This is a genomic window from Bartonella occidentalis, assembly GCF_037070875.1.
Lineage (GTDB): Bacteria > Pseudomonadota > Alphaproteobacteria > Rhizobiales > Rhizobiaceae > Bartonella.
The window spans coordinates 660,755-687,059 of sequence record NZ_JAYMZJ010000001.1; the positions used below are offsets into that span (position 1 = coordinate 660,755).

Consider the following 26,305-nt stretch of genomic DNA (forward strand, 5'->3'; position numbering starts at 1 on the left):
CGTATAGTAAGATTAAAGAGTAAATTTTGGATAGCTTCACCTGCATAAATATTATAAGGGTGCACTGCATATATGCAGTTCTATGATAGGAGAAAACCCGTATTTACAGCTGTTTTATGCGCTGTTTATATCGTAATAACGATGTTAGATATATGGTTAGAGTTATAGATATTAAGGATGGTGTATGTCTGTACTTCCTTCTTTAACAATGCGTCTTTGTGGTCCGCGTGGATTTTGTGCAGGAGTTGATCGAGCTATTCAGATTGTGCTTCTTGCTTTAAAAAAATATGGTGCTCCAGTATACGTTCGTCATGAAATTGTACATAACCGCTATGTGGTTGAGGGGTTGCGGCAACGAGGAGCTGTTTTTGTGGAAGAACTTGACGAGATTCCAGAAGAACATCGTAATCAACCTGTGGTATTCTCTGCTCATGGTGTGCCGAAATCTGTACCAGAAAAAGCGCGTTACTATAATATGTTTTATCTTGATGCAACATGTCCTTTGGTTTCTAAAGTCCATAAACAAGCATTACGGCATCAGCGCCATGGTCGTCATGTTATATTGATTGGCCATTCTGGTCATCCTGAGGTAATAGGAACTATGGGACAGCTTGAAAAAGGTGCTGTTACATTAATTGAAACGATAGAAGATGCTTTGCATTATCAGCCAGATGACCCAGATCTTTTGGGATTTGTAACACAAACAACACTTTCTGTTGAAGATACTGCAGGGATTCTTGATGTGTTACAAAAGCGCTTTCCTGCGTTGCAAGCGCCAGCTGCAGAATCAATTTGTTACGCTACTACGAATCGCCAGAATGCTGTTAAAGCAGCGGCACAGGGAAGTGATTTATTTTTGATTGTTGGTGCGCCGAATTCTTCTAATTCACGACGCCTAGTAGAAGTTGCTGAGAGGTTTGGTGCACGGCAGCCTATTTTAGTTCAGCGAGCTAATGAAATTGATTTTGATAGCTTAGGGCCTCTTTCTGTTGTGAGCCTTTCGGCAGGAGCTTCTGCTCCTGAAATAATTGTCGACGAAATTATAGCAGCTTTTCGTGAGCGTTACGATGTTACAATCGAGTTGGCTGAAACAGTGGTAGAAATGGAAACATTTTTGGTTAATCGAGAATTACGTGACGTTATCTTAACTCCTCAAGATATGGCTTTTGTTAATGGTGGGGCTGAGACAATAAAGAATAAAAATTAGGATATATAAATGCCTAAAACGAAAGAAAAATAATGGCGGTTTATACAGATATTCACCCAAATGATTTGAAGGAATTTTTGACACGTTATTCAATAGGTTCACTTTTATCTTATCAAGGTATAGAGGATGGTATAGAAAATTCTAATTTTATTCTGCATACAACAAAGGGAAAGTTCATTTTAACGCTTTATGAAAAGCGTATTTCAAAAGATGACTTGCCTTTTTTTTGTAGTCTTATGCAGTATTTGAATCAGCGTGAAATTCCATGTCCTCAACCAGTAAGTCAAAATGATGGAGCGATGATCGGTGAATTAGCAGGGCGTCCTGCTGCTATTATTACTTTCTTGGAAGGAGTTTGGATGCGTCAACCCAATGTGTATCATTGTTGCGAAGTAGGGAGTAGTTTAGCGCGATTGCATTTAGCAGGGCAGGATTTTCCACTTAGCCGTAGAAATACTCTTTCTCTCGTAGATTGGAAACTATTGTGGAAACGTTGCCAAATGGTGGAAGATAAGTTGCTTGAAAAGTTTAGAAAAAAAATTAATGCAGAGTTAGATTTTTTAGAAAAAAATTGGCCATCAAATTTACCAACAGGTATCATTCACGCTGATTTATTTAATGATAATGTATTTTTTTTAAACCATCGTCTTTCTGGGATGATAGATTTTTACTTTGCTTGTAATGATTTTTGGGCTTATGATTTAGCGATCTGTTTGAATGCGTGGTGCTTTGAGCATGATCATTCTTATAATCTTACAAAAGCACGTAAATTGTTGGAAAATTATCAAAGAATAAGGCCATTGGTGCTTCTAGAATTGGATGCAATAATTCTATTGGCGCGTGGTGCTGCTTTGCGCTTTTTACTGACACGCCTTTATGATTGGTTCAATACACCATCTGATGGCTTTGTGGTTAAGAAAGATCCATGGGAATATTGGCACAAGCTTTATTTTTTTAGTAATATAAGTCTGCTGAATGAAATAGGTTTTTGAATTGTATGTTAAAGCAACAGAAAGTTGTTGAAATTTATACAGATGGTGCTTGCTCAGGTAATCCTGGAGTTGGAGGGTGGGGAGCAATTTTGCGCTGGAATGGTCATGAACGTGAACTTTATGGTGGAGAAGCGTATACGACTAATAATCAAATGGAACTGATGGCAGCAATTTGTGCATTGAAGGCACTTAAAGAATCTTGTTCGGTTGATCTTTATACGGATTCAGTTTACGTGCGCAACGGTATATCTGTGTGGCTCGAAGGTTGGAAAAAAAACAATTGGCGCACCGCATCAAAAAAACCTGTTAAAAATATGGAAGTATGGCAAGATCTTGAAAAGGCTTGTTCTCGTCACACTATCAGATGGCACTGGGTAAAAGGGCATGCTGGCCATCCTGATAATGAACGTGCAGATGCACTTGCACGCAAAGCAATTGCTGAATATCGTGAGAATGGATATTTTTCAGCATAGTTTTTGTTTAAAAATCTTTCTTTTTTATGGATTAGCAGTTTTATTTGATTGTGTATGGAAGGTGAATGTTCCACTTAAAGCGTAATCTTTAAAAGAAACTGTATAAAAAACTGTTTGATCTATTTGATCTGGTATGAAATGGATGGGCGCACTAAAGAGCGTATATTTTACGTTATCATTGATTTTTTTTGCTGGTCCAAGTTGCATTTCTCCTCCATCTAAAAAAAGAGATGAGGGGATAGTATCATTGCTATTTTGTATTTTTATGAAAAGGGTATTTGAATCTTTTTCAGCACTTATTTTAAATTGAGGATGCGTTGTATAGGGAAGGGAATCTCGAGCGTCTTTTAATAAGGATATAGGAAGACGTTCATTTTTGAGAGCAGATGATGAAAAATCGAAGTTCACAGTAAATGGAATACAGATTTTATTACATAATCCAAGAGTTAAAGAGCCATTTAAATTTTCTTTTGAATCAGAGATAGTAAAGGGGAGGGTGACTTCCCCTTTATAGCCTAATGACCAGTCATTTTCTGTTTCATAAAGTTGTGGTACGGGATAAAATATTTCGTAAGAAACCTGTTGATTGAAGTTAAAAAATGGTGCCATACCTGAATTTCCTGGATTACGCCAGTATGTTTTCCATCCTGGTTTAAGAACAATTTTAATGATACCATCTCTTGCTCCAGAAAAAGATGGTTTGGTTATAGCTAATCTAACCTGTCCACCATCTGATTTATACCAAGGTGTTGCAAAAAGATATGAGTTTTGGTTTTGTTGAGCACTTACAGAGGAATTAAGTAATCCTAAAAATATAAATGTTACGCTTAAGGCAGCTAAAAGTTTTTTATAAAAAAAAATTGAAATCCTTTGTGAATTTATAGAGATTTGAGTTTTTTTCATTTGAGCTTTATTTTCTTTTTGTACTAATTGAGTTGAATTTGAACATGTAAAGTATGGAGAATAGCAGATTAATGAATCAGTGTGATGACTTTTTGGGTGGACAATTACTCATAGCAATGCCTGGAATGAATGACAAATACTTTATTCGTTCTGTTATTTATGTTTGTGAGCATTCTGACGCCGGTGCTATGGGGATTATTCTTAATCAACTGCACCATATTAATTTTCCAGAACTTTTACTTCATCTCGGTGTAATAAATAGTGCGCAAAAAAGATATCTTTCTGAGCCAATAAAAAATTTTCCTGTGCGTTATGGTGGGCCTGTTGAGCCTTCACGCGGTTTTGTTCTCCATTCAGATGATTATATTAGCGAAGAAACCATTCCTGTTGCAGACAAGGTCTGCTTTACTGCAACTATTGATATCTTAAAAGCGATAAGCTGTAAGCAAGGTCCTCAACATGCACTTATAGCATTAGGTTATGCTGGATGGAAAGCCGGACAGCTTGAAGCTGAAATTTCCGCGAACAGTTGGTTGATTAGCCACACATCTCCTAGCTTTCTTTTTGAAAGCAACTTAGATCGTAAATATGATGAAAGCCTAACGCGCATGGGAATTAACCCTACTTATCTTGTTTCTGAAATGGGGCATGCATAAAGGGTTGTACTATTTTTCTTTTTAATACTCTGCAATTATCTATTGATTATACTTTAATTTTTATAAGGAAAGTGGTTTTGAATAAGAGTGATTAACTCTTCGATAGCGATTGGTTTGGTGACAAGAGTACTTTGGACATATTTACAGCCTTCTTGTCGTAGGAAAATAGCTGCTTTCTCATTTTCAACGCCTTCTGCGATGATTTGTAAATTAAGATCAGTTGCCATATTAATAATAGATTTGAGAACGAGTTTTTTCTTAGGCGAATCGATTGAGATAAGTGAGCGATCCAATTTAACCATATCGAATGGATAACGAACCAAGTAAGAAAGTGACGAATAATCTGTTCCAAAATTATCCAGTGCAAGATTTATTCCAAGTGCTTTAATTTGTTCAAAAAAATGTGCTGATTGTTCAGGGTTTTTTCTTAAGACAAATTCAGATATCTCTATCATTAAGCTTCCCTTGTTAAGTGGGTGGCGCAGTAGAGTAGAGCGTAGTTGACTTATGAAACTGGGATGAACCATTTCTGTACTTGGTAAATTGATCGAAGTGAAGAAAGATTGTTGGAAAAATTTTTCTTGTATATTTATAAGATCAACAACAGCATTATCGATGATGAATTGCGCTAAATCCATAACGATCTGTTCATTTTCTACTGTTTTAATAAAATCACTGACATTTAAATTCCCATAATTAGGGTGATGCCATTCTATAATTGTTTCAAAACCTATAACCTGTCCATCTGATAAGTTAAGAATAGGATGATAAAGGATTTTCATTTCATTACGCTTTATAGCGTGATGAATATCTTGTTCCATACTATTGTGCTCAAGACCAAAAGTGCGAAAATTAGGACGAAAAGGTTCAATATAATTACCCCCCTTTTGTTTCGCGTGGATCATGGCCAATTCACTATCATTTAAAATATCTTTTGCAGTTGATCTACTTTCATTCCATGTAACCAGGCCAATTGATGTTGAAAGTGTTATTTTTTGCTCTGAAAGTGAAATAGGTGCTGATATTGTTTTATGTAGGTGGTCTGCAAATATTGCAATTTTTTGCGGTTCAGTTTCGCTGAGTAAAATGATTGCGAAACGGTCTGCAGAAAGGCGTGACAAGGTATCTTGAAAATTAATGAGACGATTTAAACGGCGTGCAATTATAAGCAGCACAGTATCACCAACCGCTATGCCCAATTTGCGATTAATTTGACGGAAATTGTCAAAATCGATCATAAAGACGGTTGGCCTAATTTGTATATTTGCTTTTGCTAACGAAGTATAATTTTGTAATCTATCGAAAAAAATCTGTTTGTTAGGTAGACCAGTTAGGCTATCATGAATTGCATCATGCAATAAGCGTTCTTCAGCTTTTTTGTGGTTGGTAATGTTAACAATGGTTCCAATGATACGCGTAATTTTTCCATTTTTTTGCATAGCTGGGCGGGCACGAAGAGAAAACCAATGATAATAGCCTCCCCCAGAAGAAAGTCGAAAAATTTGGTCAATACGTCCTTTTTTATTTTTGAGAATGATATCTAATACAGCTTGAAAGCGCTCACGGTCATCGTAGTGCAAGGCTGAAATCCAGTTGCGCATAGTACCATTGAGTTTATGGGCTTCAGTTCCAAAAAGGGTTGCCATGTTTGGGTGAACAACAATTTTATCACGTTCTATATCCCAGTCCCAAATAATATTTCCTGCTCCTTTTGCTGCAAGAACTTGTTGTTCAAGGTCGGAGAATATACCTTCATGGAAAGCATCATTAGAAAAAGTTTGTTGCATAACAGTAAAGCTGATGAGAAGAACAATAAGTACTAGTCCTCCTGCCAAGGCTGGTTGGATAATATCGTTATTTAAATATCCTGCTATGCAGGCATACGCTCCAAGACACCAGAAGCTAATTAATAACCATGTTGGAATAAGCATAATGGCTCGATCATAGTTGCGTATTGAAAAATAACCAATCAAAAGCATACCAATTATGGTAGTAAGACCAACTGACAGACGGGCAATACCAGCTGCTCTTGTTGGATCATAAATAGCAAATGCTCCAAGACTGCAAAGAGCTATGGTCCATGCAATTGCACCATAGCTGAAATGATAATTCCAACGGTTAAGACGTAGGTAGGTAAAAAGGAAAATGAAAAGTGTAGCAGCAAGTGCTACTTCTGTACTAGCACGCCAGATTGGTTGCGTTGTTAGTGTCACTGCAAAGAATTTATTTAAAAAATTGAAATCAATACCAATATAAAAAAGAACCGCCCAAGCGACAGCGGCGGTTGCAGGAAAGAGACCTGTCCCACGAACAACAAAAAGAACAGTTAACAAAAGTGCTAAAAGACCTGATATCCCAAGAAGGATACCATGATAAAGTGTATAAGAATTGATTGCATCTTTATAAGCTTCAGGTTTCCATAAATAAATTTGTGGTAGATTTTCTGAGTTAAGTTCAGCAACAAATGTAACAACAGCACCAGGGTTAAGCGTAATACTAAAGATATCTGAATTTGCACTAGATTGGCGGTCGAGAGAAAAACCCTCGCTTGGTGTGATAGATTGAATCCGTGCTGATCCGAGGTCTGGCCAAAGAAATCCTGAATGAGCCATGCGGTAATGGGGTGCAACGATGAGACGATCAATCTGTTCGTTTGTTGGATTTGCAAGAGAAAATACTGCCCAGTTCCCAGAAAAATTTTCATTTTTTGCTTTTACTTCAATACGCCATACAATGCCATCTGGTCCTGGCGCCGTACTTGTTTGAAAAATGGAATTATTAGTATGATGAATTTCTATTGCTTTTGAAAGGTCAAGAGCAGCATCCTGAGAAGAAATTTTAACTGGTTCAATTGCTTGTGCTGATATAATATGGACAAAAGAGGTAACAACTACAACAAAAATGATGTCAATTATTTTACGCAAACTCTTCACAATGTACCACTTTCAGTATCTTAGGATGTTATACTTTTATTTAGATTTTCGAAAAAACGTGTCCACTTTTTATAATTCACTTTACATAACAAGCGGCTATTATTTTTTGAATAGTTTATATAATTTAATAAAGGCAGAGCAAATATCCATTTATCTTAATGAAGCTTAAAACTAACAGATTCTATACTTTGAAAGGTTAAAATAAAACTATTAATTTTCAGATTTTGCATACATATTTTTTCCGTATCAGATTATTTATCATATGAAGTGTAAATTAGATAGTTCTGTATATCTTTTTGAGAAATATTTTCCAAAATTTATTCAATAAGGAGAATTTTTTCATATGCCAGACGCGCACTAAAATATTTGGACAAACTGTATTTAATCTTATTTTGTACCATATGAAAGGTTTGATGTTAAATCATCAAAGTTAATGAGAGGGCCAACAGGGCCAACAGCTGCTAATGTTGGAACGGAATTGATAAAAAGGCGGTTAGCTAAGTCAGTTAACCTTGTAGGAGTAATAAGCTCTAAGCGTTCAATTGTTTCAGATATTGGAATTGGTCTACCATAAAGGAGCATTTGGCGGGCAATGAGGTGAGCCTTACTAGAGGGGTTTTCCTGTGACATTATGAGGCTAGCACGATATTGTGCTTGTGCTCGTTGGAGTTCATTGATATGGATGTTTTTACCTATTTTAGAGAGTTCACCAATAATTACAGGAAGCAGTTTTCTCAACCCTTCTTGTCCAGTTGCGGCATGGATGCCAAAGAGCCCAGTATCTGAAAGACCCCAGTGAAAAGCATAGATAGAATAACATAATCCATGTTTTTCCCTTACTTCTTGGAAGAGGCGCGATGACATGCCGCCGCCAAGAATAATTGATAAAAGCTGAGCTGCATAAAAGTCACGTGCGTGATAAGCGCGTCCTTCAAAACCAAGAACAACTTGTGTATCCATTAAATCACGATATTCACGAAAATCTCCACCGACATAGTTAGCAAGACTGGTGAGAGGTGCCGTTGAGTGAGAGCGAAAAGTGCTAAGACGGCTTTCAATTTCCTGTAGAAAGTTTGTGTGCTGTACAGCTCCTGCAGCAACTACGATCATACGATCTGCACTATATTGATTATTCATAAAATTATGAAGATCTGCAGATGTAAATGATTGAATTGTTTTGGGTGTTCCTAAAATTGAGCGACCAAGAGATTGATGACGAAAGGCTGTTTCTGTAAAATAATCAAACACAATATCATCAGGAGTGTCACGAGCAGCACCAATTTCTTGAAAAATTACTTGTTTTTCTCGTTCTAATTCATTTTCATCAAATTTTGAATACATCAAAATATCGGCCAGAATATCAATGGCAAGTGGAAGGTCATTTTTGAGTACACGCGCAAAATAGGCTGTTGTTTCAGCGCTGGTAGTAGCATTAATTTCACCGCCTACATCTTCAATATCAGCCGCAATTTGAAAGGCTGTGCGGTTTTCTGTTCCTTTAAAAGCCATGTGTTCAAGAAGATGTGCGATACCATGTTGTGTGAAAGATTCATTGCGTGAGCCGACTTTAACCCATATCCCGAGTGCTACACTGTCTATTTGTTGCATTGTGTGTGTGGCGATGGTCAAACCATTGCTAAGGCGACTAATATCTACACTCATGTATTAACGACTCCATTAAATACGTCAAATGCTTTACTGCAAGAGCATTGAAATATTTTTATTTGAATTAACGCAGCTAACTTTAATAAGATGCGTGCGATTTCAAAGAAATGTAATCTTTTACTATTTTTTCGTCATTCGCAAGACTTATAAAATTTTCTTCACGTTTCATTAAATCTTTTAAACAAGACGGCCATGGAGCACAAAGACCACAGGCACTTTTCATTGCATCAGGAAATTTGGCGGGATGGGCAGTAGCAAGAATGACCATAGGAATATGCTGTTGCTTATTTTCACGAGCTACTTTAAGAGCCACAGCTGTATGTGGATCGGCAAGATAGCCGTTTTCTTGATAAATATTGTGAATTGTTTGCGTTGTTTCAGCAGTACTACTTTTCCCAGCAGAAAACAGGGAACGAATATTTTTGAGTTGATTTTCATCAAGACTAAAATGTCCTGATTCTTGTAGATTTTTCATCGCATTGCAAATCCACGTTGAATTACGGTTATTACTTTCAAATAGTAAGCGTTCAAAATTAGAAGAAATTTGAATATCCATAGAAGGTGATATTGTGTGGATTATAGGCTGTGTTTCGTAAATACCGCTGGTTAATGTGCGTACGAGGATATCGTTATCATTCGTTGCAATAACCAATTTTGCAATGGGTAATCCCATACGAGCAGCAACATAACCAGCAAAAATATCGCCAAAATTTCCAGTAGGGACAGTAAATGAGATAGGCCTATCAGGGGCACCTAAGGCAAGTGCGGATGAAAAATAATAAACAATTTGCGCCATAATCCGCGCCCAATTTATAGAATTAACTCCTGAAAGCGATCTTTTTTGACGGAAGTCATGGTCATTAAACATTGCTTTAACAAGCGCTTGGCAGTCATCAAAATTTCCTTCAATTGCTATAGCATGCACATTCGAGCTCTGATTGGTCGTCATTTGTCGTTGTTGAACTGGTGACACACGTCCTTTAGGAAACAAAATAAAAACGTTTGAGTGTGTTCTTCCCGCGAAGGCCTGAATCGCTGCACCACCTGTATCACCAGATGTGGCTCCAATAATTGTTGCGCATCTGTTTTTTTTAGTTAGCGTGTAATCCATCAACCTAGCAAGAAATTGCATTGCAATATCCTTAAATGCCAAAGTAGGGCCGTGAAAAAGCTCGAGGATAAATTCATCGGAGTCAGTTTGCAGTAACGGACAAGTTGCTGGATGACGGAAAGAGGCGTAAGATTCTGCAATTATATTCTCAAAAGATGCATATTCGATTTCATTGTCCACGAAAGGCCAAAGAACGGTTTTAGCGATTGTTGTATAGGATTGTCCGCGAAGTGCTCGTAATGCTTCTCGTGATAATTGAGGAAACTTTTCAGGAAGATAAAGGCCACCATCACTGGCTAATCCAGCCATGATAGTTTCAGTAAATCCTAAAGCAGGAGCTTCACCTCTCGTGCTAATATACTTCATGTATTTTTTCCTTTGTTTATTTTTTGTAAGTTGGTGAAGTTATTTTTCACGTCTTTAACGATATAAAAATTATTTCATGAATGGAAGTTTTGTCTGTTTATTTTTATTATAAAAAATGATGATATTAAAATTGCCCAGTGTTCTATATAGATTACTGAAGTTTCATGAATAACTTAGTTTCAAGCGATTTATTTTTTGTTTATTGTGGGGTCTTGTTATAATTCATCAGATTTCTTTAAAATTTATGTCATAAGATAATAATGATTTCACAGAGGTTTCTTCGCCATAGGTTTAACTTTTAGAATCTCGTGTTATTTATACGGTAACAATTTATTACAATAATTTTTTCAACCTCAACTCTATGGTTTGGATAAAAACGTATAAGGCATCGCATTCATAATGTACATATCATACATCTTATAGACTCTTTCTAACGTAAGAGTTTACTGTAGGATATGTGCTTTCAGATCGCAGTTTAAAGTTAGTTGATTTCTGTAATATAGTACAGTCAGTGAATAAATAACACGATTTATAGCTTGATAATCTACTTTTCATCTAATCAAAATCAGGCGATATTAAAAGTGATTTTCCACGGTTGCAATCCTACCTTACCAATTGACTATGTTAAAGATATATTTAAATTCCAATCAATATATTGATTAAGAAGTGGTTGCTAAGTAATAGAGCTTATACGTTAGCTGTTAAATCTAAGAAATTATGATAAATCTTGCCATACAGCCATTGCTTCTAAGACTTCTGGTAAATGAGCGTGTGTGGTGATAGATGTTTCTGCTCCAGCATCTACAAGTGCATTAGAATGGCTAGGATAGCTGTGTGATCCTCCAGTGAAACCAACAACACGCATGCCTGCCGTTTTCGCAGCAGTTACACCATGAATAGAATCTTCTATAACGATAGTATTTGTTGGTTTTACATGCAATTGCTGTGCGGCAAAAAGAAAAACATCAGGAGCAGGTTTAGCTTTTTTTGTTCCCACTTCAGGTGCAGAAAATACTTTGTTTTTATCATCAAAAAGATCATAGAGATCACTGATGGTAAGCATCTCTTGTATATCTACGCTTCCTGAATTAGAACAAATGCAATAAGGATAGCGAGATTTAATAACTTCTAACGCTTCTCTTATACCATCGATGGCACGTAATTCAGTTTTTATTTGTGCTCGAAAAAGTTCTGACATTTGGTCTATAAGATGAGCAGAGATTATTTTTTTTGTTTCTTGTTCAACTTTTTTAAGAAGATCAATAAAGGTTAATCCTGCATAGTGTTTACTAAATTCTTCAGGTGATATTTCATAACCTATTTGCTTTAGCAATTGAGATCCAATTTTTACTGAGAGATATTCAGAATCTACTAAAACTCCATCGCAATCAAAAATAACGAGATCTATCTGAGGCATTAAATATTCCTTTATATGTTGCTTATAGCTTGAAGCTTTTGTGAATAAGGATGCGGAAAAGACTTTATTCATAAAATATATATTTCGAAAATGATTTCTATTCACTTAATAGAACAAAGAAAAGGGATATGTGACAAGGTGTTTAAGGAAAGAAAAATAAAAATTTGTGCGTAGAACATTGTTTTATTTTTTCTGAAGAAGAAAAAACAAGTATCAATTTTGTATGAGTTTAACGATCCATTTACTCTATTTTTGTAAATATAAAATCAATAATGCGGGCCTATATCATTCTGATTATAAGGCAATTTTGTTTTGTCTCGTTGGGTATTTTATGACAGTTGTTCAGATTCAAAAAGATTTAGTTTCCTCACAAATGCCGTGGCGTAATAAAATTTTAAAAGGCGATTGTGTCGCAGTATTGGAAAAACTTCCAAAACATTCAGTTGATATGATTTTTGCGGATCCTCCTTATAATTTACAATTGGATGGCACTTTATATCGTCCAGATCATTCACTTGTTGATGCAGTTAATGATGAATGGGATCAGTTTGAAAATTTTGCTGCTTATGATGCTTTTACGCGCGCATGGTTGCTTGCTTGTCGCCGTGTATTAAAACCCAACGGAACACTTTGGGTTATTGGATCTTACCATAATATTTTTCGGGTTGGTACGGCATTACAAGACTTAGGTTTTTGGGTGCTTAATGATATCATTTGGCGTAAAAATAACCCCATGCCTAATTTTCGGGGGCGACGCTTTCAAAATGCTCATGAAACACTAATTTGGGCTGTTCGAGATCAAAAGGATAAAAAGTACACATTTAATTATGACGCTTTAAAGGCTGCAAATGAAGATGTACAAATGCGTTCAGATTGGCTTTTTCCTCTTTGCACTGGTGCTGAGCGTTTAAAAGATGAAGCAGGACGAAAATTGCATCCAACACAAAAACCACAAACGTTATTGGCGCGTATTATTATGGCTTCTAGTAAGCCAGGTGATGTTATTCTTGATCCGTTTTTTGGTTCAGGAACAACAGGAGCTGTTTCTAAACTTCTGGGACGCGATTTTGTAGGTATTGAACGTGAGCAACGCTACATTGATGCAGCACATAAGAGGATCACTGCAGTTAAACCTTTAAATAAATCAGAATTAGCGATTTTTGATAGAAAAAAAGCAGAGCCGCGTGTAGCATTCAATAGTTTACTTGAATCTGGTTTACTTCGTGCTGGAGAAGTACTTTATGACAGGAAAAAGCAAGTATCCGCTATTGTAAGAGCTGATGGTACTATTATGCATGGTGGTGAAGCTGGTTCTATTCATGCAATGGGACGAAAGGCTCAAGATTCACAAAGCTGTAATGGTTGGACATTTTGGTATTATGAAGACAACAAACAGTTAAAATCAATAGATGAGTTAAGGATGATAATACGCTCACAGATGTTAAAAACTGGTGTCATGTGAAAATAAATTAGTTTTCTTTAAATTGGCTAATTTTATTGTTACAGTAGGGGTATTCTAACTCTAAAAGGAATTGGGGATTGCTACAGAAATGGCTTTTTTCATAACAGTGGGAAGTGCCTCTTCTGCAAGGTGTTGGATGTCACACCACCAGCCATTTTCATTTTTCATTTCGTAGATACCATTGACATAATAAATATCAAGTTTCAGAGAAAAGTGAGTAAAAACATGTGTAATTTGCCCTTTGAATTGCCAATTGGCAGGAAAGGGTGCGTTTTGAAGTCCATTTTCATCATTGCTCCCGATATTATTAGGTATTTGGGTCATCCCACCAAGTAGTTTTTTATTCTGTCGTTTTTCCAAATAAATTTGGTTATTTTCATTAAGGACAACAAAAGCAACACCAGTTTTTGAAAGGCGCTCTTTTTTAGGAGCTTTTACTGGGAAAGATTCTACAGCTTGCATTTTCGCTGCTTGACATAAACTGTGAAGAGGACAGAGTAGGCAAGATGGTTTCCTCGGCGTACAAATTGTCGCTCCCAAATCCATCATGGCTTGAGCAAAGTCGCCAGGGCGATTTAAAGCAATAATTTTTTGCGTTTTTTCTTTAATTTCAGTTTTTGCCTTATGTAAAACCGAGGAGATAGCAAATAGACGAGTTATAACGCGTTGAACATTTCCATCAACAACGGCTACAGGATGGTTAAAAGCAATTGCAGCAATGGCTGCAGAAGTATAGTCTCCAATACCTGGTAGAGTACGGAGTATCTTGACGGACTGCGGAAATTGTCCTCCATAATCGTTCATAAGTTTTTGAGCGCAATTTTTAAGATTGCGTGCACGCGAGTAATATCCAAGACCAGCCCATGCTTTCATAATATCGTCTTGTGAAGCTTTTGCCAAAGAAGGCAGATCGGGCCAAAGGTTCAAAAATTTTTGAAAATAAGATTTTACGGCTTCGACAGTGGTTTGTTGAAGCATAATTTCAGACAACCAAACTCGATAAGGGTCAGGGCTGATCCCTTTCATTTGTTCTTTAGGGCTAATCCGCCACGGTAAATGCCGGTGCTTTTGATCGTACCAAGAAAGAAGGCGTGATGAAATCTTATGCATGATTACCTTTAATCATAGAGAATATAAAATGCAAAAAAAGTATTTGTTTTGATATGTGGTTTATGATCCTTTTTGTATGATTACTAATTGTATCTATATTTGGATTAATTTTTTAGGATGATAATTCTTAAAATGGAATTTTGATAATTTAATAAGTGTTTTGGTAACGAAATAAAATGAGTACACAATTTTAAAATTCCATTCTTAATTTGTATTAAAGCTGTATCTTAAATGCTTGAACTAGTTGTCACAAGTGAGCGGTTTTAATGTAACGTTTAAAACATTAATCACAGATTGCAGGGCATGATATAGAAGGTCATTACACTACTCCTGCTGCAAATTATTTAGAAAAATCATGTAAATTAAAATGAAATTCTTTAACATGTAATATTTTTTACAGGTTGTAAAAAGCATACGATATTAAAAGTGATTTATGAAATCAATACCTCGTAGAATTAATGTTTTTGGGGTAGATATTACTATCAATTTCATTAAGATCGGACAAAAATATACACTCATTTTCATGGGTTTGGAAAAATTATAAGCGAAAAAGACAAAAAACGTATGAGAAAATATTGAGAGGATTAAAAACGAAAATTTGTACTAACCCACTTTACAAATTTGGTTATTGCATTTTTACAGAAAAGAATAATAAATAAAATAGAATCTCTAGCACGTTTATACTATAGATGAGAAGGCGTTGAGTTTTTGTTCATTTAATTAAGAAAAGAGAATTATTATTTTTATGATAAACTGTCGTACTTTTTTATCTTCCACGATAATTGTTATTTTGATGATAACTGTACAAATTAATACAACAGCTGCTTTAGCTAGTAAACCTAAGCCAGTTGCAACTGTTGATATGAGTAAGGTTCTTCAATCCACCAAGGTTAAGGATAAGATTGAGGGAGAAGAAAATGCACCAGTAACAATTGTTGAATATGCTTCATTAACTTGTATCCATTGTGCGCATTTTTATAACAATATACTCCCCGCGATTCGTAAAAAATATATCAAAACAGGAAAAGTAAGATTCATTTTTAGGGATTTTGCTTTTGATCCTCGGGCAACTGCAGGTTTTATGTTGGCAAAATGTGTGTCAGAAGATCGTTATTTTCCTTTGATAGAGGTTTTATTTCAGAAGCAGCAGGAGTGGGCCTGGAGGCAAAATGCTCTGAAACCATTAAAAAGAATTGCCTTAATGGCAGGCCTTACTGATGAAGGTTTTAATGCTTGCTTAAAAAACCAGTCCATTTTAGATGAAGTTAACGCATCTTTTGAACGTGGGAAGGAGCTTGGTATTTCTGCTACGCCTACCTTTTTCATTAATGGTAATAAATATGAAGGCGCAATGTCAGTAGAAACCTTTTCTTCGATTATTGATAGTTTTCTTTAAAAGCAATTTTCTTTTAGAAGATAAATATTGATGCTTTTTTCTACAAGAACAATAGGTTTTGTGCATCATTGCTGTTGACGATTAGTTCAGATCAAATGATGTTTTGATATGGGAGCAGTTGTATGATGACAAAGTGGGTTTATAGTTTTGGTGATGGCAATGCTGAAGGAAGTATGAATGAGCGTAATCTTCTCGGTGGGAAAGGAGCTAATTTAGCAGAAATGAGTAATCTTGGATTGCCTGTACCTCCTGGGTTTACTCTTACAACAGAAGTTTGTAATTTTTATTATGCACATGGAGGGGCGTATCCAAAAGAATTACAGGAAACTGTAAAACAGGCTCTTAAGCGCATTGGCGAACAAACAGGACGCGCATTTGGTGACAAAAAAAGGCCACTTCTACTTTCTGTTCGCTCAGGTGCTCGAGTTTCTATGCCAGGAATGATGGATACGGTGCTTAATCTTGGTATGAATGATGAAACTGTGCAAGCGATTGCTTTACAAACTAATAATGAGCGCTTTGCTTATGATAGTTATCGCCGTTTTATCCAAATGTATTCTAATGTTGTTTTAGGATTGGATCATTTGCACTTTGAAAAAATTCTTGATGAATCAAAGCTGCGTAATGGTTACGATTTAGATACAGAAATGACAGCAGCTGATTGGAAGGGTGTGATTGTTTCTTATAAGGCATATGTTGAAGACAAGTTAGGAAAACCTTTTCCTCAAGATCCTGAACAACAGCTATGGGGTGCGATTGGAGCGGTTTTTTCGAGTTGGATGGCAGCACGTGCAATTACCTATCGTCGTTTACATAATATTCCTGAAAATTGGGGAACAGCAGTTAATTTACAGGCAATGGTATTTGGAAACATGGGTGAGGATTCCGCAACAGGTGTTGCTTTTACACGAAATCCATCGACTGGGGAAAAAGAGCTTTATGGTGAATTTTTAGTGAATGCACAGGGCGAAGATGTTGTGGCAGGCATTCGGACTCCCCAAAATATTACGGAAAGTGCACGTATTGTTGCGGGTTCAAATAAACCATCTTTGGAAAAAATTATGCCAGAGGCTTTTTTGAAATTATGTCAAATCGCGCAGAAGCTTGAGCAGCATTATCGTGATATGCAAGATCTTGAATTTACAATTGAAAAAGGTAAATTGTGGATGCTGCAGACTCGCTCTGGAAAGCGAACAGCACGTGCAGCATTAAAGATGGCGATTAAAATGGTTGAGGAGGGGTTGATTAGCCGTGAAGAAGCGGTAATGAGAATTGATCCAAAGTCACTTGATCAACTTTTACATCCGACACTTGATCCTAATGCGACGCGTTCTGTTGTAGCCTGTGGTTTGCCTGCTTCTCCTGGAGCGGCAACCGGTGAGATTGTTTTTACTTCTGAAGAAGCTGAAGCTGCATCAATGGAAGGTCGTAAAGTTATCTTAGTGCGCATAGAAACAAGCCCAGAGGATATTCATGGGATGCATGCTGCAGAAGGAATTTTAACAACACGTGGTGGTATGACAAGTCACGCTGCTGTTGTAGCGCGTGGTATGGGAAAACCGTGTATTTCAGGTGCAGGCAATATACGAATTGATTATAATACGAACACAATGCTTGCTTCAGGGCATAGCTTTAAAAAAGGAGATATCATTACGATTGATGGTGGAAGTGGGGAGGTTTGTGAAGGAAAGATTGCAATGGTGCAACCTGAGCTTTGCGGAGATTTCGCAAAATTGATAGAATGGGCTGATGGAATGCGGCGTATAAAAGTTCGTGTCAATGCTGAAACACCATCTGATGCACGTATGGGGCTCTCTTTTGGAGCTGAAGGCATTGGTCTTTGTCGCACGGAGCATATGTTTTTTTCCAATGAGCGTATTGTCGCTATGCGTGAAATGATTTTAAGTAATGATGAAAGTGGGCGTCGTAAAGCATTAGATAAGCTTTTGCCAATGCAGCGCTCAGATTTTACTGAGTTATTTGAAATTATGTGTGGTCTTCCCGTTACTATACGATTCTTGGATCCACCATTACATGAATTTTTACCCAAAACAGATGCAGAAATTTTTGAGGTTGCAACAGCTATGGGAGTTTCTGCTGAAGCACTTATAGAGCGTGCTCAGCAGTTGCATGAGTTTAATCCTATGCTTGGGTTACGGGGATGCCGTTTAGCTATTACTTATCCCGAAATTGCAGAAATGCAAGCAAGGGCGATCTTTGAGGCAGCGGTGGAAGCTTCTCAAAAATCTGAGTCTCCTGTTATGCTAGAAATTATGGTGCCACTTGTTGCACTTAAGTCCGAGCTAGATTTTGTGAAAGCACGTATTGACCAGGTTGCTGATAAGGTGATGAAGGAAAAGGGAATCAATATTCAATACATGGTTGGGACGATGATTGAGCTTCCAAGAGCCGCACTTCGGGCAGGTGAAATTGCAGAGACTGCAGAATTTTTTTCATTTGGGACGAATGATTTGACGCAAACAACTTTTGGAATTTCGCGTGATGATGCTGCTCCTTTTTTGACAACTTATTTTCAAAAGGGACTTTTAGAGCAAGATCCTTTTATATCCATTGATCGTGATGGAGTAGGGGAACTGATTGCTATTGCTGCGCAGCGTGGGCGTTCACAGCGTGCGAAAATTAAATTGGGAATTTGTGGTGAACATGGAGGCGATCCTGCTTCGATTGCTTTGTGTGAAGAAAATAATCTAGATTATGTGTCTTGTTCTCCTTTTCGGGTGCCAATTGCACGTTTAGCTGCTGCACAGTCAGCAATTATAAAAAGGACATAAAGTTTTTGAGATCATTGTTATTATGTGACGGGTATATGATTAAAAAATTATTTTTTATTGATCTTTTTAAAAGAGAAAAGGAGATTTTTAAAATACATTGTTAGATATTGTATGCAGAGAAGAGAAAATAGTGCATGACGTATGCTATTCATAAATTTAATGTATTATAAAAAGAAATTTATTTTCAATTCAACAGACCGACTTCACGCATTTTTAGTAAAATTTGCTGATCAATTTTACCAGTGATAGGAAGATGAAACATTTTTTGAAACTGTTTTAAAGCATCTATTGTCTTTGGATCTTCTACTCCTGTGACAATTACTTCCTGATTTCCAAAAAGGCGTAAAGCTTTTTGTACTCGTACAATGTCTGCAACACGAGGCTTTAAAACAGCTGTTTTTGAATGAGCTAAATCTTTAGCCATTTCTCTTTCACTGCGTTTAATTAATATTGCAATTTCATCTGTTTCGGGTTTTGATAAAGTAGTGTTTTGTTTTTCATTGGTAGTTTGTTTTTTCCAGATAGCACGGCGTGTTTTAGGTTCGTCCACTCCATCTAAAGAACCATCGTAAAATTTTAATTTTGCCAATTTTTTTTGCATCTTCAGCGTGCTTTCTGACAGAGAACTTGAAGATGAGTTTTTGAGCAAATCATTTTGAGTAGATATAGGAGTAATGTGAGCATTCCCTTGAAGTTTTGTTCTTGGAGGAAACAAAGTGAGATCTTGCTCTATGCTTGAAATAGATGTAAACTTTATGGGAGGGAATACATCTTGACGCATTTCTGTTTGTAAAAACAAAGCATTAAATGACACAAATATAAAACTAAGAGTGAAAATAATTAATCCAATAACTAGAGAAGTATTTTTTCGCGTATAAAAATAGAGATGTCTTACTAACCAAAAAATAAAGCGAAAAATTATGAGAAAAAATATTATAACAATACTATAATGTTTACTTCGTTTTGCAGATTTTGATTTTCGTGTCTTTGGTTTTTTTTTCATTATTTATTTTTATTTCCAATTTCGAATGTTGAAATAAATAAGATTATTTTGTCAGTGCATAAAGTTATAAAGAAATAATAGCTTTTCATTCATTTTGCTTAATCTCATATTCTGCATACATTTTCAATGTGCACAAAATGTAAAGCACCGAATGGCACAGTACCATTTTTCCACTTCCAATTATATTATTGCACATAATTACTTAAATAATGGTACATACACTGTCTTATCATACCCTTTTTCATATACCTAAACGTTTGAAATTTTAATTAAGATACTTTATCATTGGCAAAGTTAATAACAGCATATGCTCTATACAAATGAATTTAGGTGCTCATACAAACAGTATGGTCAGCGCGGAGTTGCATCATATCTTGATATAAACCCGTTATGTTTTAAAAATTATTAATTTATTTAAATGACTATCTGTGTAATGAATACAGTTTTACATAAATGGATTTTTTTCCACTATATTTTATTAATTTATTAATTGTTTTAAAGAAAAATGAGATTTTATCTGATCTTTTATGGTTCTTCATAAGCTTTCAGAGAAGTGACATATTTTATGATCTTTTTGATGTTCAAAAATAATATATTCCGCTTGTGCGCAACTTTGTCGTGTATTTTTGCAACATATAACTAATGACACAGCTCTAGTAAATGTATGTTTTATTTTATAAAATATTAACTTTATAAATCTTTTATAAATAGAAAGAACATAGATTATTAATTTAGTTTTATTTACGACTGCGGTATGTTAGCTGCTCATGATACGTCTTTTAATTAAATTATCATTTTTTTTGTTTTTTATTTTTTTAGCCATTTCATTCTTTTCAGAAAAGCCAAATGGACATCATTTTTCTACACCAATAGAAAAAAATACAACAATAAGTGACGTAATTATTGCTTTTAAGGAAACTATAAGTGACTTTGGAACATTCTGTGAACGTAATACAGAAACCTGCAAAATTGGAAAATCATTTTTTAATTCATTGAGTGAACGTGCACGTTATGGTGCAAAAGCGGTTTACGAATATTTTAGACGCGTCTCGAATGATAAAAATAAAAACTCCCCTGAAAATAGCTCCTTTAAAGCCAACGCACAAAAACTAAAACTTCAATAAAAACATATTATCTTAAAAGAAAAAGTTTTGAACATTTTTTACTAGCTTTATGTTAAGAGTAAACCTTAAAAATTAATAATCATAAAATTAAATGAGGCTGAAATTATGGCAGAAACGATTGATGATATTATAGAAAACTTTTCTATTTTAGATAACTGGGAAGATCGTTATCGTTATGTGATTGAACTTGGCCGTGAATTATCGCCTTTCCCGGAAAGCGCTCGAAATGATGCCCATAAAGTACCTGGTTGTGTTAGTCAAGTCTGGCTTTTATCTTCACGTGATAACTCAGAAAACCCAACATTAACATTTCAAGGTGACTCGGATGCCCATATTGTGCGCGGGCTTATTTATATCCTTCTCGCCTTTTATTCAGGTAAAAAAGCTTCTGAAATCCGTGACGCCGATGCTGAAGGACTTCTTGAAACTCTTGGTTTAAGTGAAAACCTCACACCACAACGGTCGAATGGTCTTAAATCGATGATTGAACAAATTCGTAACGAGAGTCACTTTTGAATACCAGATTCTCATAAAAATTATACAAAACAAGAAACACACCTATTAAAAACACCTTGACATACTAAATTATGCAACTCTTAAAAAATATTATTTGTTTTTTTTCTGTTGGCTTTTGCGTCCAAGCCCCATTTCTTTTGCTAAAGCTGAACGTGCTTTTGCATAATTAGGTGCAACCATAGGATAAGAACTATCCAATTGCCACTTTTCACGATATTCTTCAGGCAACATTCCATAATGTGTCATAAGGTGCCGCTTTAAAGATTTAAACTTTTTTCCATCTTCAAGACAGATAAGGTAATCGGGAAAGATTGAGCGTTTTGGATTAACAGCAGGTCTTTGCTTTTCAGCTTCAACTTCTGCCAACTCCATATTACCTACTTTGAGAAAAGCAGCATGAACATCAGCAATTAAACTTGGCACTTCAGTCGGTCGGATCGAATTATTACTCACATAAGCAGCAACAATATCAGCAACTAATGTAATAATTAAATTGCTTTCAGTCTCTAAGACTGGACGATGTTCCATTCTTATTTCCTTTAATTTAAAGTCGATACATCATTCGCATTCATACTCATGATACAGAGATCCCATGCACGTAGGTTTCATATTGTACAAAAATCTTTTTTGTCAATTCAATTATTCTATAAAATTGCTTAAACACAAAAAAATCAAATAAATTCCTCTTTTTTGTCATAATATATAATAAGAAAAACTGAACTATTTTTATTCAAGTATAGTTTTTTATTACAGTATATAACATATAAAAATAGAATATATCGTAAACTGAGTTATATTATATAAAATTTAGAAATGAATTTATTAAATTAAAAACTGTAACATATAAAATAAGTCTTAGGTTTTATATGTTAATAATGTTACAATTTAATTATTTATTTTACAAATTTTTAATTTTTATATTATGAGATAATCTTTTATGAGCATAAAAATATCTTAAACGAGTTTTAAAACTTAGCAAAAAATACAGTCAACAACATAAAAGATCAAAATGTGTATAATAGACACAAAATATCATAAAAAAATTAACAGTGGATAATATATAACCACATATCAGAATAGAATTGAAAGACCTTTTCCTTTTCAGCTTTTAGCAAAGCTATCTTAAATACATTTTGTTATGTATACTCAATAATCGATTCTAGTGTTTGAAAAGTTCCATGCTATTGCAAAAAGATTGACTTAAAAAACTATTTATGAAATTTGCATCATGTTGCGTAGCTATTTGGTGATATTAGATAAATAGAAGAGCATAGTGTGGTTTAGGAATTATAGAAACCATATTTCTATAAGTAAGTGAAACTTATAAATTTACACTATTGTGTAATGATGGCATGATTCTAAAATATAAACGAAACCATAAACATTTTTTACATAGGACTATGTATGATCCGTCTTTCTGTACTTCCCCCTAAAGCATGCAAAATCATTCATAAGGAAATGTATCACGGAATTTGTCGTGAAGATCCTTATCATTGGCTTCGTGCATCTAATTGGCAAGATGTTTTTAAAAATCCAAGTTATCTTGATGAAAATATTAGGCATTATCTTGATAAGGAAAACGCGTATCAAGCTGCTCAGATGGCTGATACAAAACCATTACAAGATTTGCTTTTTGCTGAAATGAAAAGCCGTATTCAAGAAAATGATGATTCAGTTCCTATAAAACATGGATCTTTTGCCTATGGATTCTCTTATGTTACTGGAGGGCAACAGCCACATTATTTTCGTATGCCAAGAAATGGAGGAGAAAAAAAGTTTTATCTTAATGGTGATGATTTGGCTGAAGGTAAAGAATATTTTAACTTTGGGATGGTTCAAGCATCTCCTGATCATACCCATGCTGTGTGGACCTATGATGATAAAGGGTCAGAGTTTTACATAGCTAAAGTTCGCAACTTAGAAACATTGTCTGATTGCACAGATATAATTACCGATACATCCGGACAGATTGCGTGGGATGCTAAATCTGAAGGTTTTTTTTATATCAAGATGGATAAAAATCACCGACCATCTGAGCTGTATTATCACCGATTAAGTACTGATCAATCTCAGGATAAGTTGATCTTTCGTGAAGATAATCCAGGATTTTTTTTACATGTAAGCGGTTCTAAGCTTAATGATGTTATTTACATTAGTATTCATGATCATGAAACCTCAGAAGTTTGGCTTATTCCTGCTGAATCGCCTCTTAGTACTCCTCAATGTGTACGGAAAAGACAAAAAGGTATTGAATATTCACTTATAGAGGGTGGGGATGTCTTTTATATTCTCACCAATTTAGATAATGCCAAAGACTTTAAAATTATGGTAGTGCCTTGCTCATCTCCACAATCAGAAAATTGGTCTGAGCTTGTGCCACATCAGCTTGGACGCTTGATCATATCTCATGATGCTTATAAAGACTTTCTTATTTGGCTTGAACGCTTTGAGGGGTTACCTCGTATCCAAGTGATGGAGCGTACTACAAAGCAAATTCATTCTATTGCTTTTACAGAAGAGGCATACTCCTTAGGTTTACAAGGTGCTGCAGAATATAATAGCCAAACTATTCGCTTTTCCTATTCATCTATGACAACACCTGATCAAGTTTTTGACTATGATATGAAAAGCCGCAAACGAATGCTTTTAAAAACGCAAAAAATTCCTTCTGGGCATAATAAGGATGAGTATATAACACGACGTATTACAGCAACTGCAGATGATGGTGAAAAAATCTTTATTTCGCTATTTTATCATAAAACTACTCCTCTTGATGGCAGTGCACCGTGCTTGCTATATGGTTATGGAGCCTATGGAATCTCCGTACCTGCTAATTTCAATAGCAACATCCTTTCTTTGGTTAATAGAGGTTTTATTTATGCAATTGCCCATATTCGTGGAGGAAAAGAAAAAGGAGTTGAGTGGTATGAAAAAGGAAAACATCTATTTAAATATAATACTTTTACAGATTTTATCTCCTGTGGCCGCTATCTTGTAAATAATAAATTCACTTCTCATGATCGGCTTATTGCTTATGGTGGCTCGGCAGGAGGGATGTTGACAGGAGCTGTTGCTAATATAGCTCCACAGGATTTTGTTGGAATTGTTGCTAATGTGCCTTTTGTTGATGTCTTAACAACTATGTTGGATTCTTCATTGCCATTAACACCCCCAGAATGGCCTGAGTGGGGGAATCCTCTTGAATCACGAGAAGACTACGATCTTATCGCATCTTATTCACCTTACGATAACGTTAAAGCTCAAAGATATCCCTCTATTCTTGTCATAGCTGGATTAACTGATCCTCGTGTAACTTACTGGGAACCTGCAAAATGGGTAGCAAAGTTGCGCGATTTAAAAACAGATGATAATGCGATCTTATTACGTATTAATATGGATTCAGGTCATGCAGGCGCATCTGGACGTTTTTCAAAGTTAGAAGAAGTCGCATATATTTACGCATATATTCTAAAAACAGTAGGAAAAAATTTCTGTTAACTCGAACAATCTCTTTATATATGCTCCATAATCTATTAATTATGGAGCTATTAATGCAGTACAAAACTATGCAGAGAGCTTAAAATCCGCACTCTTCATAAAGTTTTAAAACATAATCCCAATTAATTAAATTATCCATGAAAGCTTCGAGGTATTTGGGACGTGCATTGCGATAATCAATATAATAGGAATGTTCCCACACATCTACACCCAGAATAGGCTGAGCATCATAAACTAAAGGATTTTCACCATTAGATGTTTTCATAATTTCAAGCTTGCCATCTTTAACCGCAACCCATGCCCACCCAGAGCCAAATTGGGTACTAGCAGCATTAATAAAGTCTGCACGGAACTTATCATAGCCACCTAAATCAGATTTAATAGCTTTTGCTAATTTTTCTGGCAGTTTTTGACCACCACCATTTTTTTTCATCCAATACCAAAAATGATGATGATTATAATATTGAGCTGAATTGTTAAACAAACCAATATTTTTGCCAAAGCTTTGTTTTATAATATTTTCAATACTTTCATTTTCTAAACCTAATTCTTTTACCAAATCGTTGGTCTTAAGAAGATAAGCAAGATGATGCTTATCATGATGATATTCAAGCGTTTCGCGAGACATATAAGGCGCAAGTGCGTCGTAATCATAAGGCAGTTCAGCCAATTGAAAAGCCATTTAAAAATCTCCTCGATTCTGATTATTAAGCTTACTCTATAAACTTAATCTGCCACTTACGACATTTAAAAGCAAATGTTGAATACTGATTTTCGTTAATTAATTTTAATGATTCTATTTTTCAAATAGCTTTTTCTGGATGCATTTACTTTACATAAATTCTTCTCTAAGTGCGTTATTGCTCTTATTCACCTGTAGTTAGAAATAAAGGTATAGGAGACTATTTTTCGCAAAGATTTTTGATTTTTTACACAGGCTTTAGCAATATTTCATCAGGGAAATTGTAATTGACAGTTTGTCCTATAGGCAAAAATCTTGTTCCCCATGATAATATGATTATGTTGATTATGCACTATCTGCCTAATTTATAAATTTAGAGTCATGTATCACTGTATGTTGAGTAGCTTAAAAACAAACGCTAAATCAAAGAAGGTGCAAAACATCAACGCATAAAAGGCTTTTTTCAGTCGTTTCTTCGCTTCATTTGAACGACTACAGGGTTTGAAAGGAAAATATATTGTGATAGCTTATACCGATGATATGTTAAGCCCATGGGTAAAGTGTAAAGCTTATATTTCATATTGTTAATGAAATAAACAAATATAATAACAAAAAAAATTACAATAACTGTTGGATAATCAGCACTTTTTTAGTTTATTATGTGAGAAATATCTGTTACCTGTTGCAAATTGTATATCGATGTGACACTAACAAGCTTTCAAAGCTTTACAATAAAAAGTAAAAGCTGTTATTTTCAGATATTGCGTACGATTACGGGAATCGCTATAAGGTGCAAAACGTTAGAATAAGCACGTTCTTTTTTGGGGTATAGCCAAGCGGTAAGGCACCGGTTTTTGGTACCGGCATTCCCTGGTTCGAATCCAGGTACCCCAGCCAAGCTTCATGGATCAAGCATTAGTAGGTTGTTTTGTGATTGATAGGAATCAATTCAGTGTACTTAATGGATGAGAACTAATCTTATTATTTTGTTATTTTGGG

General features: G+C 35.4%; 19 protein-coding genes and 1 tRNA gene. 11 read left to right on the forward strand and 9 right to left on the reverse strand.

Going from position 1 to position 26,305, the window contains the following annotated elements:
* Positions 1-184 precede the first annotated feature (184 nt).
* From ispH to rnhA, 3 genes are read left to right on the forward strand one after another with little or no spacing between them, the layout of a single operon-like run.
* Positions 185-1,207, forward strand: a complete 1,023-nt coding sequence (gene ispH / locus WCP78_RS02740) for a 4-hydroxy-3-methylbut-2-enyl diphosphate reductase (protein WP_336278963.1) — start codon at positions 185-187, stop codon at positions 1,205-1,207.
* A gap of 32 nt (positions 1,208-1,239) precedes the next feature.
* A complete protein-coding gene (locus WCP78_RS02745; RefSeq protein WP_336278964.1) occupies positions 1,240-2,199 on the forward strand; it encodes a homoserine kinase in 960 nt (319 codons plus the stop codon).
* Positions 2,200-2,204: 5 nt separating this feature from the next.
* Positions 2,205-2,672, forward strand: coding sequence for a ribonuclease HI (gene rnhA, locus WCP78_RS02750; RefSeq protein WP_336278965.1), 468 nt, complete (start codon positions 2,205-2,207; stop codon positions 2,670-2,672).
* Positions 2,673-2,696: 24 nt separating this feature from the next.
* Here rnhA and WCP78_RS02755 read toward each other — a convergent pair whose 3' ends face one another.
* Positions 2,697-3,575: a protein-disulfide reductase DsbD domain-containing protein gene (locus tag WCP78_RS02755; RefSeq protein WP_336278966.1), complete on the reverse strand. Its 879-nt coding sequence runs from the start codon at positions 3,573-3,575 to the stop codon at positions 2,697-2,699.
* 71 nt (positions 3,576-3,646) lie between these two features.
* Between WCP78_RS02755 and WCP78_RS02760 the strand changes: the two genes are divergently transcribed.
* Complete coding sequence (locus WCP78_RS02760) at positions 3,647-4,231, forward strand: YqgE/AlgH family protein (RefSeq protein WP_336278967.1); 585 nt, start codon at positions 3,647-3,649, stop codon at positions 4,229-4,231.
* A gap of 53 nt (positions 4,232-4,284) precedes the next feature.
* On the opposite strand, the gene WCP78_RS02765 is transcribed toward WCP78_RS02760, so the two are convergent.
* The 4 genes from WCP78_RS02765 to WCP78_RS02780 all read right to left on the reverse strand — a co-directional run bounded on the left by WCP78_RS02765 (position 4,285) and on the right by WCP78_RS02780 (position 11,723).
* Positions 4,285-7,164 carry an EAL domain-containing protein gene (locus WCP78_RS02765; RefSeq protein WP_336278968.1) on the reverse strand — a complete coding sequence of 960 codons (2,880 nt, stop codon included), beginning with the start codon at positions 7,162-7,164 and terminating at the stop codon, positions 4,285-4,287.
* A 387-nt stretch (positions 7,165-7,551) separates the two neighbouring features.
* Entirely contained in the window at positions 7,552-8,826 is a 1,275-nt protein-coding gene (locus tag WCP78_RS02770) for a M16 family metallopeptidase (RefSeq protein WP_336278969.1), read from the reverse strand.
* A gap of 82 nt (positions 8,827-8,908) precedes the next feature.
* The gene (gene thrC, locus WCP78_RS02775) at positions 8,909-10,306 is read right to left on the reverse strand and encodes a threonine synthase (protein ID WP_336278970.1); all 1,398 of its coding nucleotides are present in this window, start codon (positions 10,304-10,306) and stop codon (positions 8,909-8,911) included.
* A gap of 715 nt (positions 10,307-11,021) precedes the next feature.
* Positions 11,022-11,723 (reverse strand): HAD family hydrolase, encoded by a 702-nt coding sequence (locus tag WCP78_RS02780; protein ID WP_336278971.1) that lies wholly within the window; start codon positions 11,721-11,723, stop codon positions 11,022-11,024.
* Between the two features lie 331 nt (positions 11,724-12,054).
* Here WCP78_RS02780 and WCP78_RS02785 point away from each other — a divergent pair, with 331 nt between their 5' ends.
* On the forward strand, positions 12,055-13,185 hold the full coding sequence (locus WCP78_RS02785; RefSeq protein ID WP_336278972.1) for a site-specific DNA-methyltransferase: 1,131 nt from the start codon (positions 12,055-12,057) through the stop codon (positions 13,183-13,185).
* 60 nt (positions 13,186-13,245) lie between these two features.
* Here the strand turns inward: WCP78_RS02785 and mutY are convergent, their stop codons facing one another.
* Complete coding sequence (gene mutY, locus WCP78_RS02790; RefSeq protein WP_336278973.1) at positions 13,246-14,295, reverse strand: A/G-specific adenine glycosylase; 1,050 nt, start codon at positions 14,293-14,295, stop codon at positions 13,246-13,248.
* Between the two features lie 745 nt (positions 14,296-15,040).
* On the opposite strand from mutY, the gene WCP78_RS02795 reads away from it, so the two are divergent.
* Positions 15,041-15,691: a DsbA family protein gene (locus WCP78_RS02795; protein WP_336278974.1), complete on the forward strand. Its 651-nt coding sequence runs from the start codon at positions 15,041-15,043 to the stop codon at positions 15,689-15,691.
* Between the two features lie 125 nt (positions 15,692-15,816).
* Positions 15,817-18,483: a pyruvate, phosphate dikinase gene (ppdK, locus tag WCP78_RS02800; RefSeq protein WP_336279125.1), complete on the forward strand. Its 2,667-nt coding sequence runs from the start codon at positions 15,817-15,819 to the stop codon at positions 18,481-18,483.
* A gap of 184 nt (positions 18,484-18,667) precedes the next feature.
* Here ppdK and WCP78_RS02805 read toward each other — a convergent pair whose 3' ends face one another.
* Positions 18,668-19,486 carry a peptidoglycan-binding domain-containing protein gene (locus WCP78_RS02805; protein WP_336278975.1) on the reverse strand — a complete coding sequence of 273 codons (819 nt, stop codon included), beginning with the start codon at positions 19,484-19,486 and terminating at the stop codon, positions 18,668-18,670.
* Positions 19,487-20,253: 767 nt separating this feature from the next.
* Between WCP78_RS02805 and WCP78_RS02810 the strand changes: the two genes are divergently transcribed.
* Both WCP78_RS02810 and WCP78_RS02815 read left to right on the forward strand, forming a co-directional pair.
* The gene (locus WCP78_RS02810) at positions 20,254-20,610 is read left to right on the forward strand and encodes a DUF5330 domain-containing protein (RefSeq protein ID WP_336278976.1); all 357 of its coding nucleotides are present in this window, start codon (positions 20,254-20,256) and stop codon (positions 20,608-20,610) included.
* Positions 20,611-20,715: 105 nt separating this feature from the next.
* A complete protein-coding gene (locus WCP78_RS02815) occupies positions 20,716-21,126 on the forward strand; it encodes a SufE family protein (protein WP_336278977.1) in 411 nt (136 codons plus the stop codon).
* A gap of 90 nt (positions 21,127-21,216) precedes the next feature.
* Here WCP78_RS02815 and WCP78_RS02820 read toward each other — a convergent pair whose 3' ends face one another.
* Entirely contained in the window at positions 21,217-21,654 is a 438-nt protein-coding gene (locus tag WCP78_RS02820) for a Ros/MucR family transcriptional regulator (RefSeq protein WP_336278978.1), read from the reverse strand.
* 876 nt (positions 21,655-22,530) lie between these two features.
* On the opposite strand from WCP78_RS02820, the gene WCP78_RS02825 reads away from it, so the two are divergent.
* The gene (locus WCP78_RS02825; RefSeq protein ID WP_336278979.1) at positions 22,531-24,624 is read left to right on the forward strand and encodes a S9 family peptidase; all 2,094 of its coding nucleotides are present in this window, start codon (positions 22,531-22,533) and stop codon (positions 24,622-24,624) included.
* A gap of 79 nt (positions 24,625-24,703) precedes the next feature.
* Here WCP78_RS02825 and WCP78_RS02830 read toward each other — a convergent pair whose 3' ends face one another.
* Positions 24,704-25,306, reverse strand: coding sequence for a superoxide dismutase (locus WCP78_RS02830; protein WP_336278980.1), 603 nt, complete (start codon positions 25,304-25,306; stop codon positions 24,704-24,706).
* Positions 25,307-26,128: 822 nt separating this feature from the next.
* Here WCP78_RS02830 and WCP78_RS02835 point away from each other — a divergent pair.
* A tRNA-Gln gene (locus tag WCP78_RS02835) sits at positions 26,129-26,203 on the forward strand.
* Positions 26,204-26,305 lie beyond the last annotated feature (102 nt).

Excerpts from the sequence above, each read along its gene's own strand:
- WCP78_RS02755 (WP_336278966.1), bottom strand. The coding sequence starts at position 3,575 with ATGAAAAAAACTCAAATCTCTATAAATTCACAAAGGATTTCAATTTTT.
- WCP78_RS02820 (WP_336278978.1), bottom strand. The coding sequence starts at position 21,654 with ATGGAACATCGTCCAGTCTTAGAGACTGAAAGCAATTTAATTATTACA.
- thrC (WP_336278970.1), bottom strand. The coding sequence starts at position 10,306 with ATGAAGTATATTAGCACGAGAGGTGAAGCTCCTGCTTTAGGATTTACT.
- WCP78_RS02815 (WP_336278977.1), top strand. The coding sequence starts at position 20,716 with ATGGCAGAAACGATTGATGATATTATAGAAAACTTTTCTATTTTAGAT.
- WCP78_RS02830 (WP_336278980.1), bottom strand. The coding sequence starts at position 25,306 with ATGGCTTTTCAATTGGCTGAACTGCCTTATGATTACGACGCACTTGCG.
- WCP78_RS02805 (WP_336278975.1), bottom strand. The coding sequence starts at position 19,486 with ATGAAAAAAAAACCAAAGACACGAAAATCAAAATCTGCAAAACGAAGT.
- ppdK (WP_336279125.1), top strand. The coding sequence starts at position 15,817 with ATGACAAAGTGGGTTTATAGTTTTGGTGATGGCAATGCTGAAGGAAGT.
- WCP78_RS02795 (WP_336278974.1), top strand. The coding sequence starts at position 15,041 with ATGATAAACTGTCGTACTTTTTTATCTTCCACGATAATTGTTATTTTG.
- WCP78_RS02780 (WP_336278971.1), bottom strand. The coding sequence starts at position 11,723 with ATGCCTCAGATAGATCTCGTTATTTTTGATTGCGATGGAGTTTTAGTA.
- ispH (WP_336278963.1), top strand. The coding sequence starts at position 185 with ATGTCTGTACTTCCTTCTTTAACAATGCGTCTTTGTGGTCCGCGTGGA.
- WCP78_RS02770 (WP_336278969.1), bottom strand. The coding sequence starts at position 8,826 with ATGAGTGTAGATATTAGTCGCCTTAGCAATGGTTTGACCATCGCCACA.
- WCP78_RS02745 (WP_336278964.1), top strand. The coding sequence starts at position 1,240 with ATGGCGGTTTATACAGATATTCACCCAAATGATTTGAAGGAATTTTTG.
- mutY (WP_336278973.1), bottom strand. The coding sequence starts at position 14,295 with ATGCATAAGATTTCATCACGCCTTCTTTCTTGGTACGATCAAAAGCAC.
- WCP78_RS02760 (WP_336278967.1), top strand. The coding sequence starts at position 3,647 with ATGAATCAGTGTGATGACTTTTTGGGTGGACAATTACTCATAGCAATG.
- WCP78_RS02785 (WP_336278972.1), top strand. The coding sequence starts at position 12,055 with ATGACAGTTGTTCAGATTCAAAAAGATTTAGTTTCCTCACAAATGCCG.
- WCP78_RS02825 (WP_336278979.1), top strand. The coding sequence starts at position 22,531 with ATGATCCGTCTTTCTGTACTTCCCCCTAAAGCATGCAAAATCATTCAT.
- rnhA (WP_336278965.1), top strand. The coding sequence starts at position 2,205 with ATGTTAAAGCAACAGAAAGTTGTTGAAATTTATACAGATGGTGCTTGC.
- WCP78_RS02810 (WP_336278976.1), top strand. The coding sequence starts at position 20,254 with ATGATACGTCTTTTAATTAAATTATCATTTTTTTTGTTTTTTATTTTT.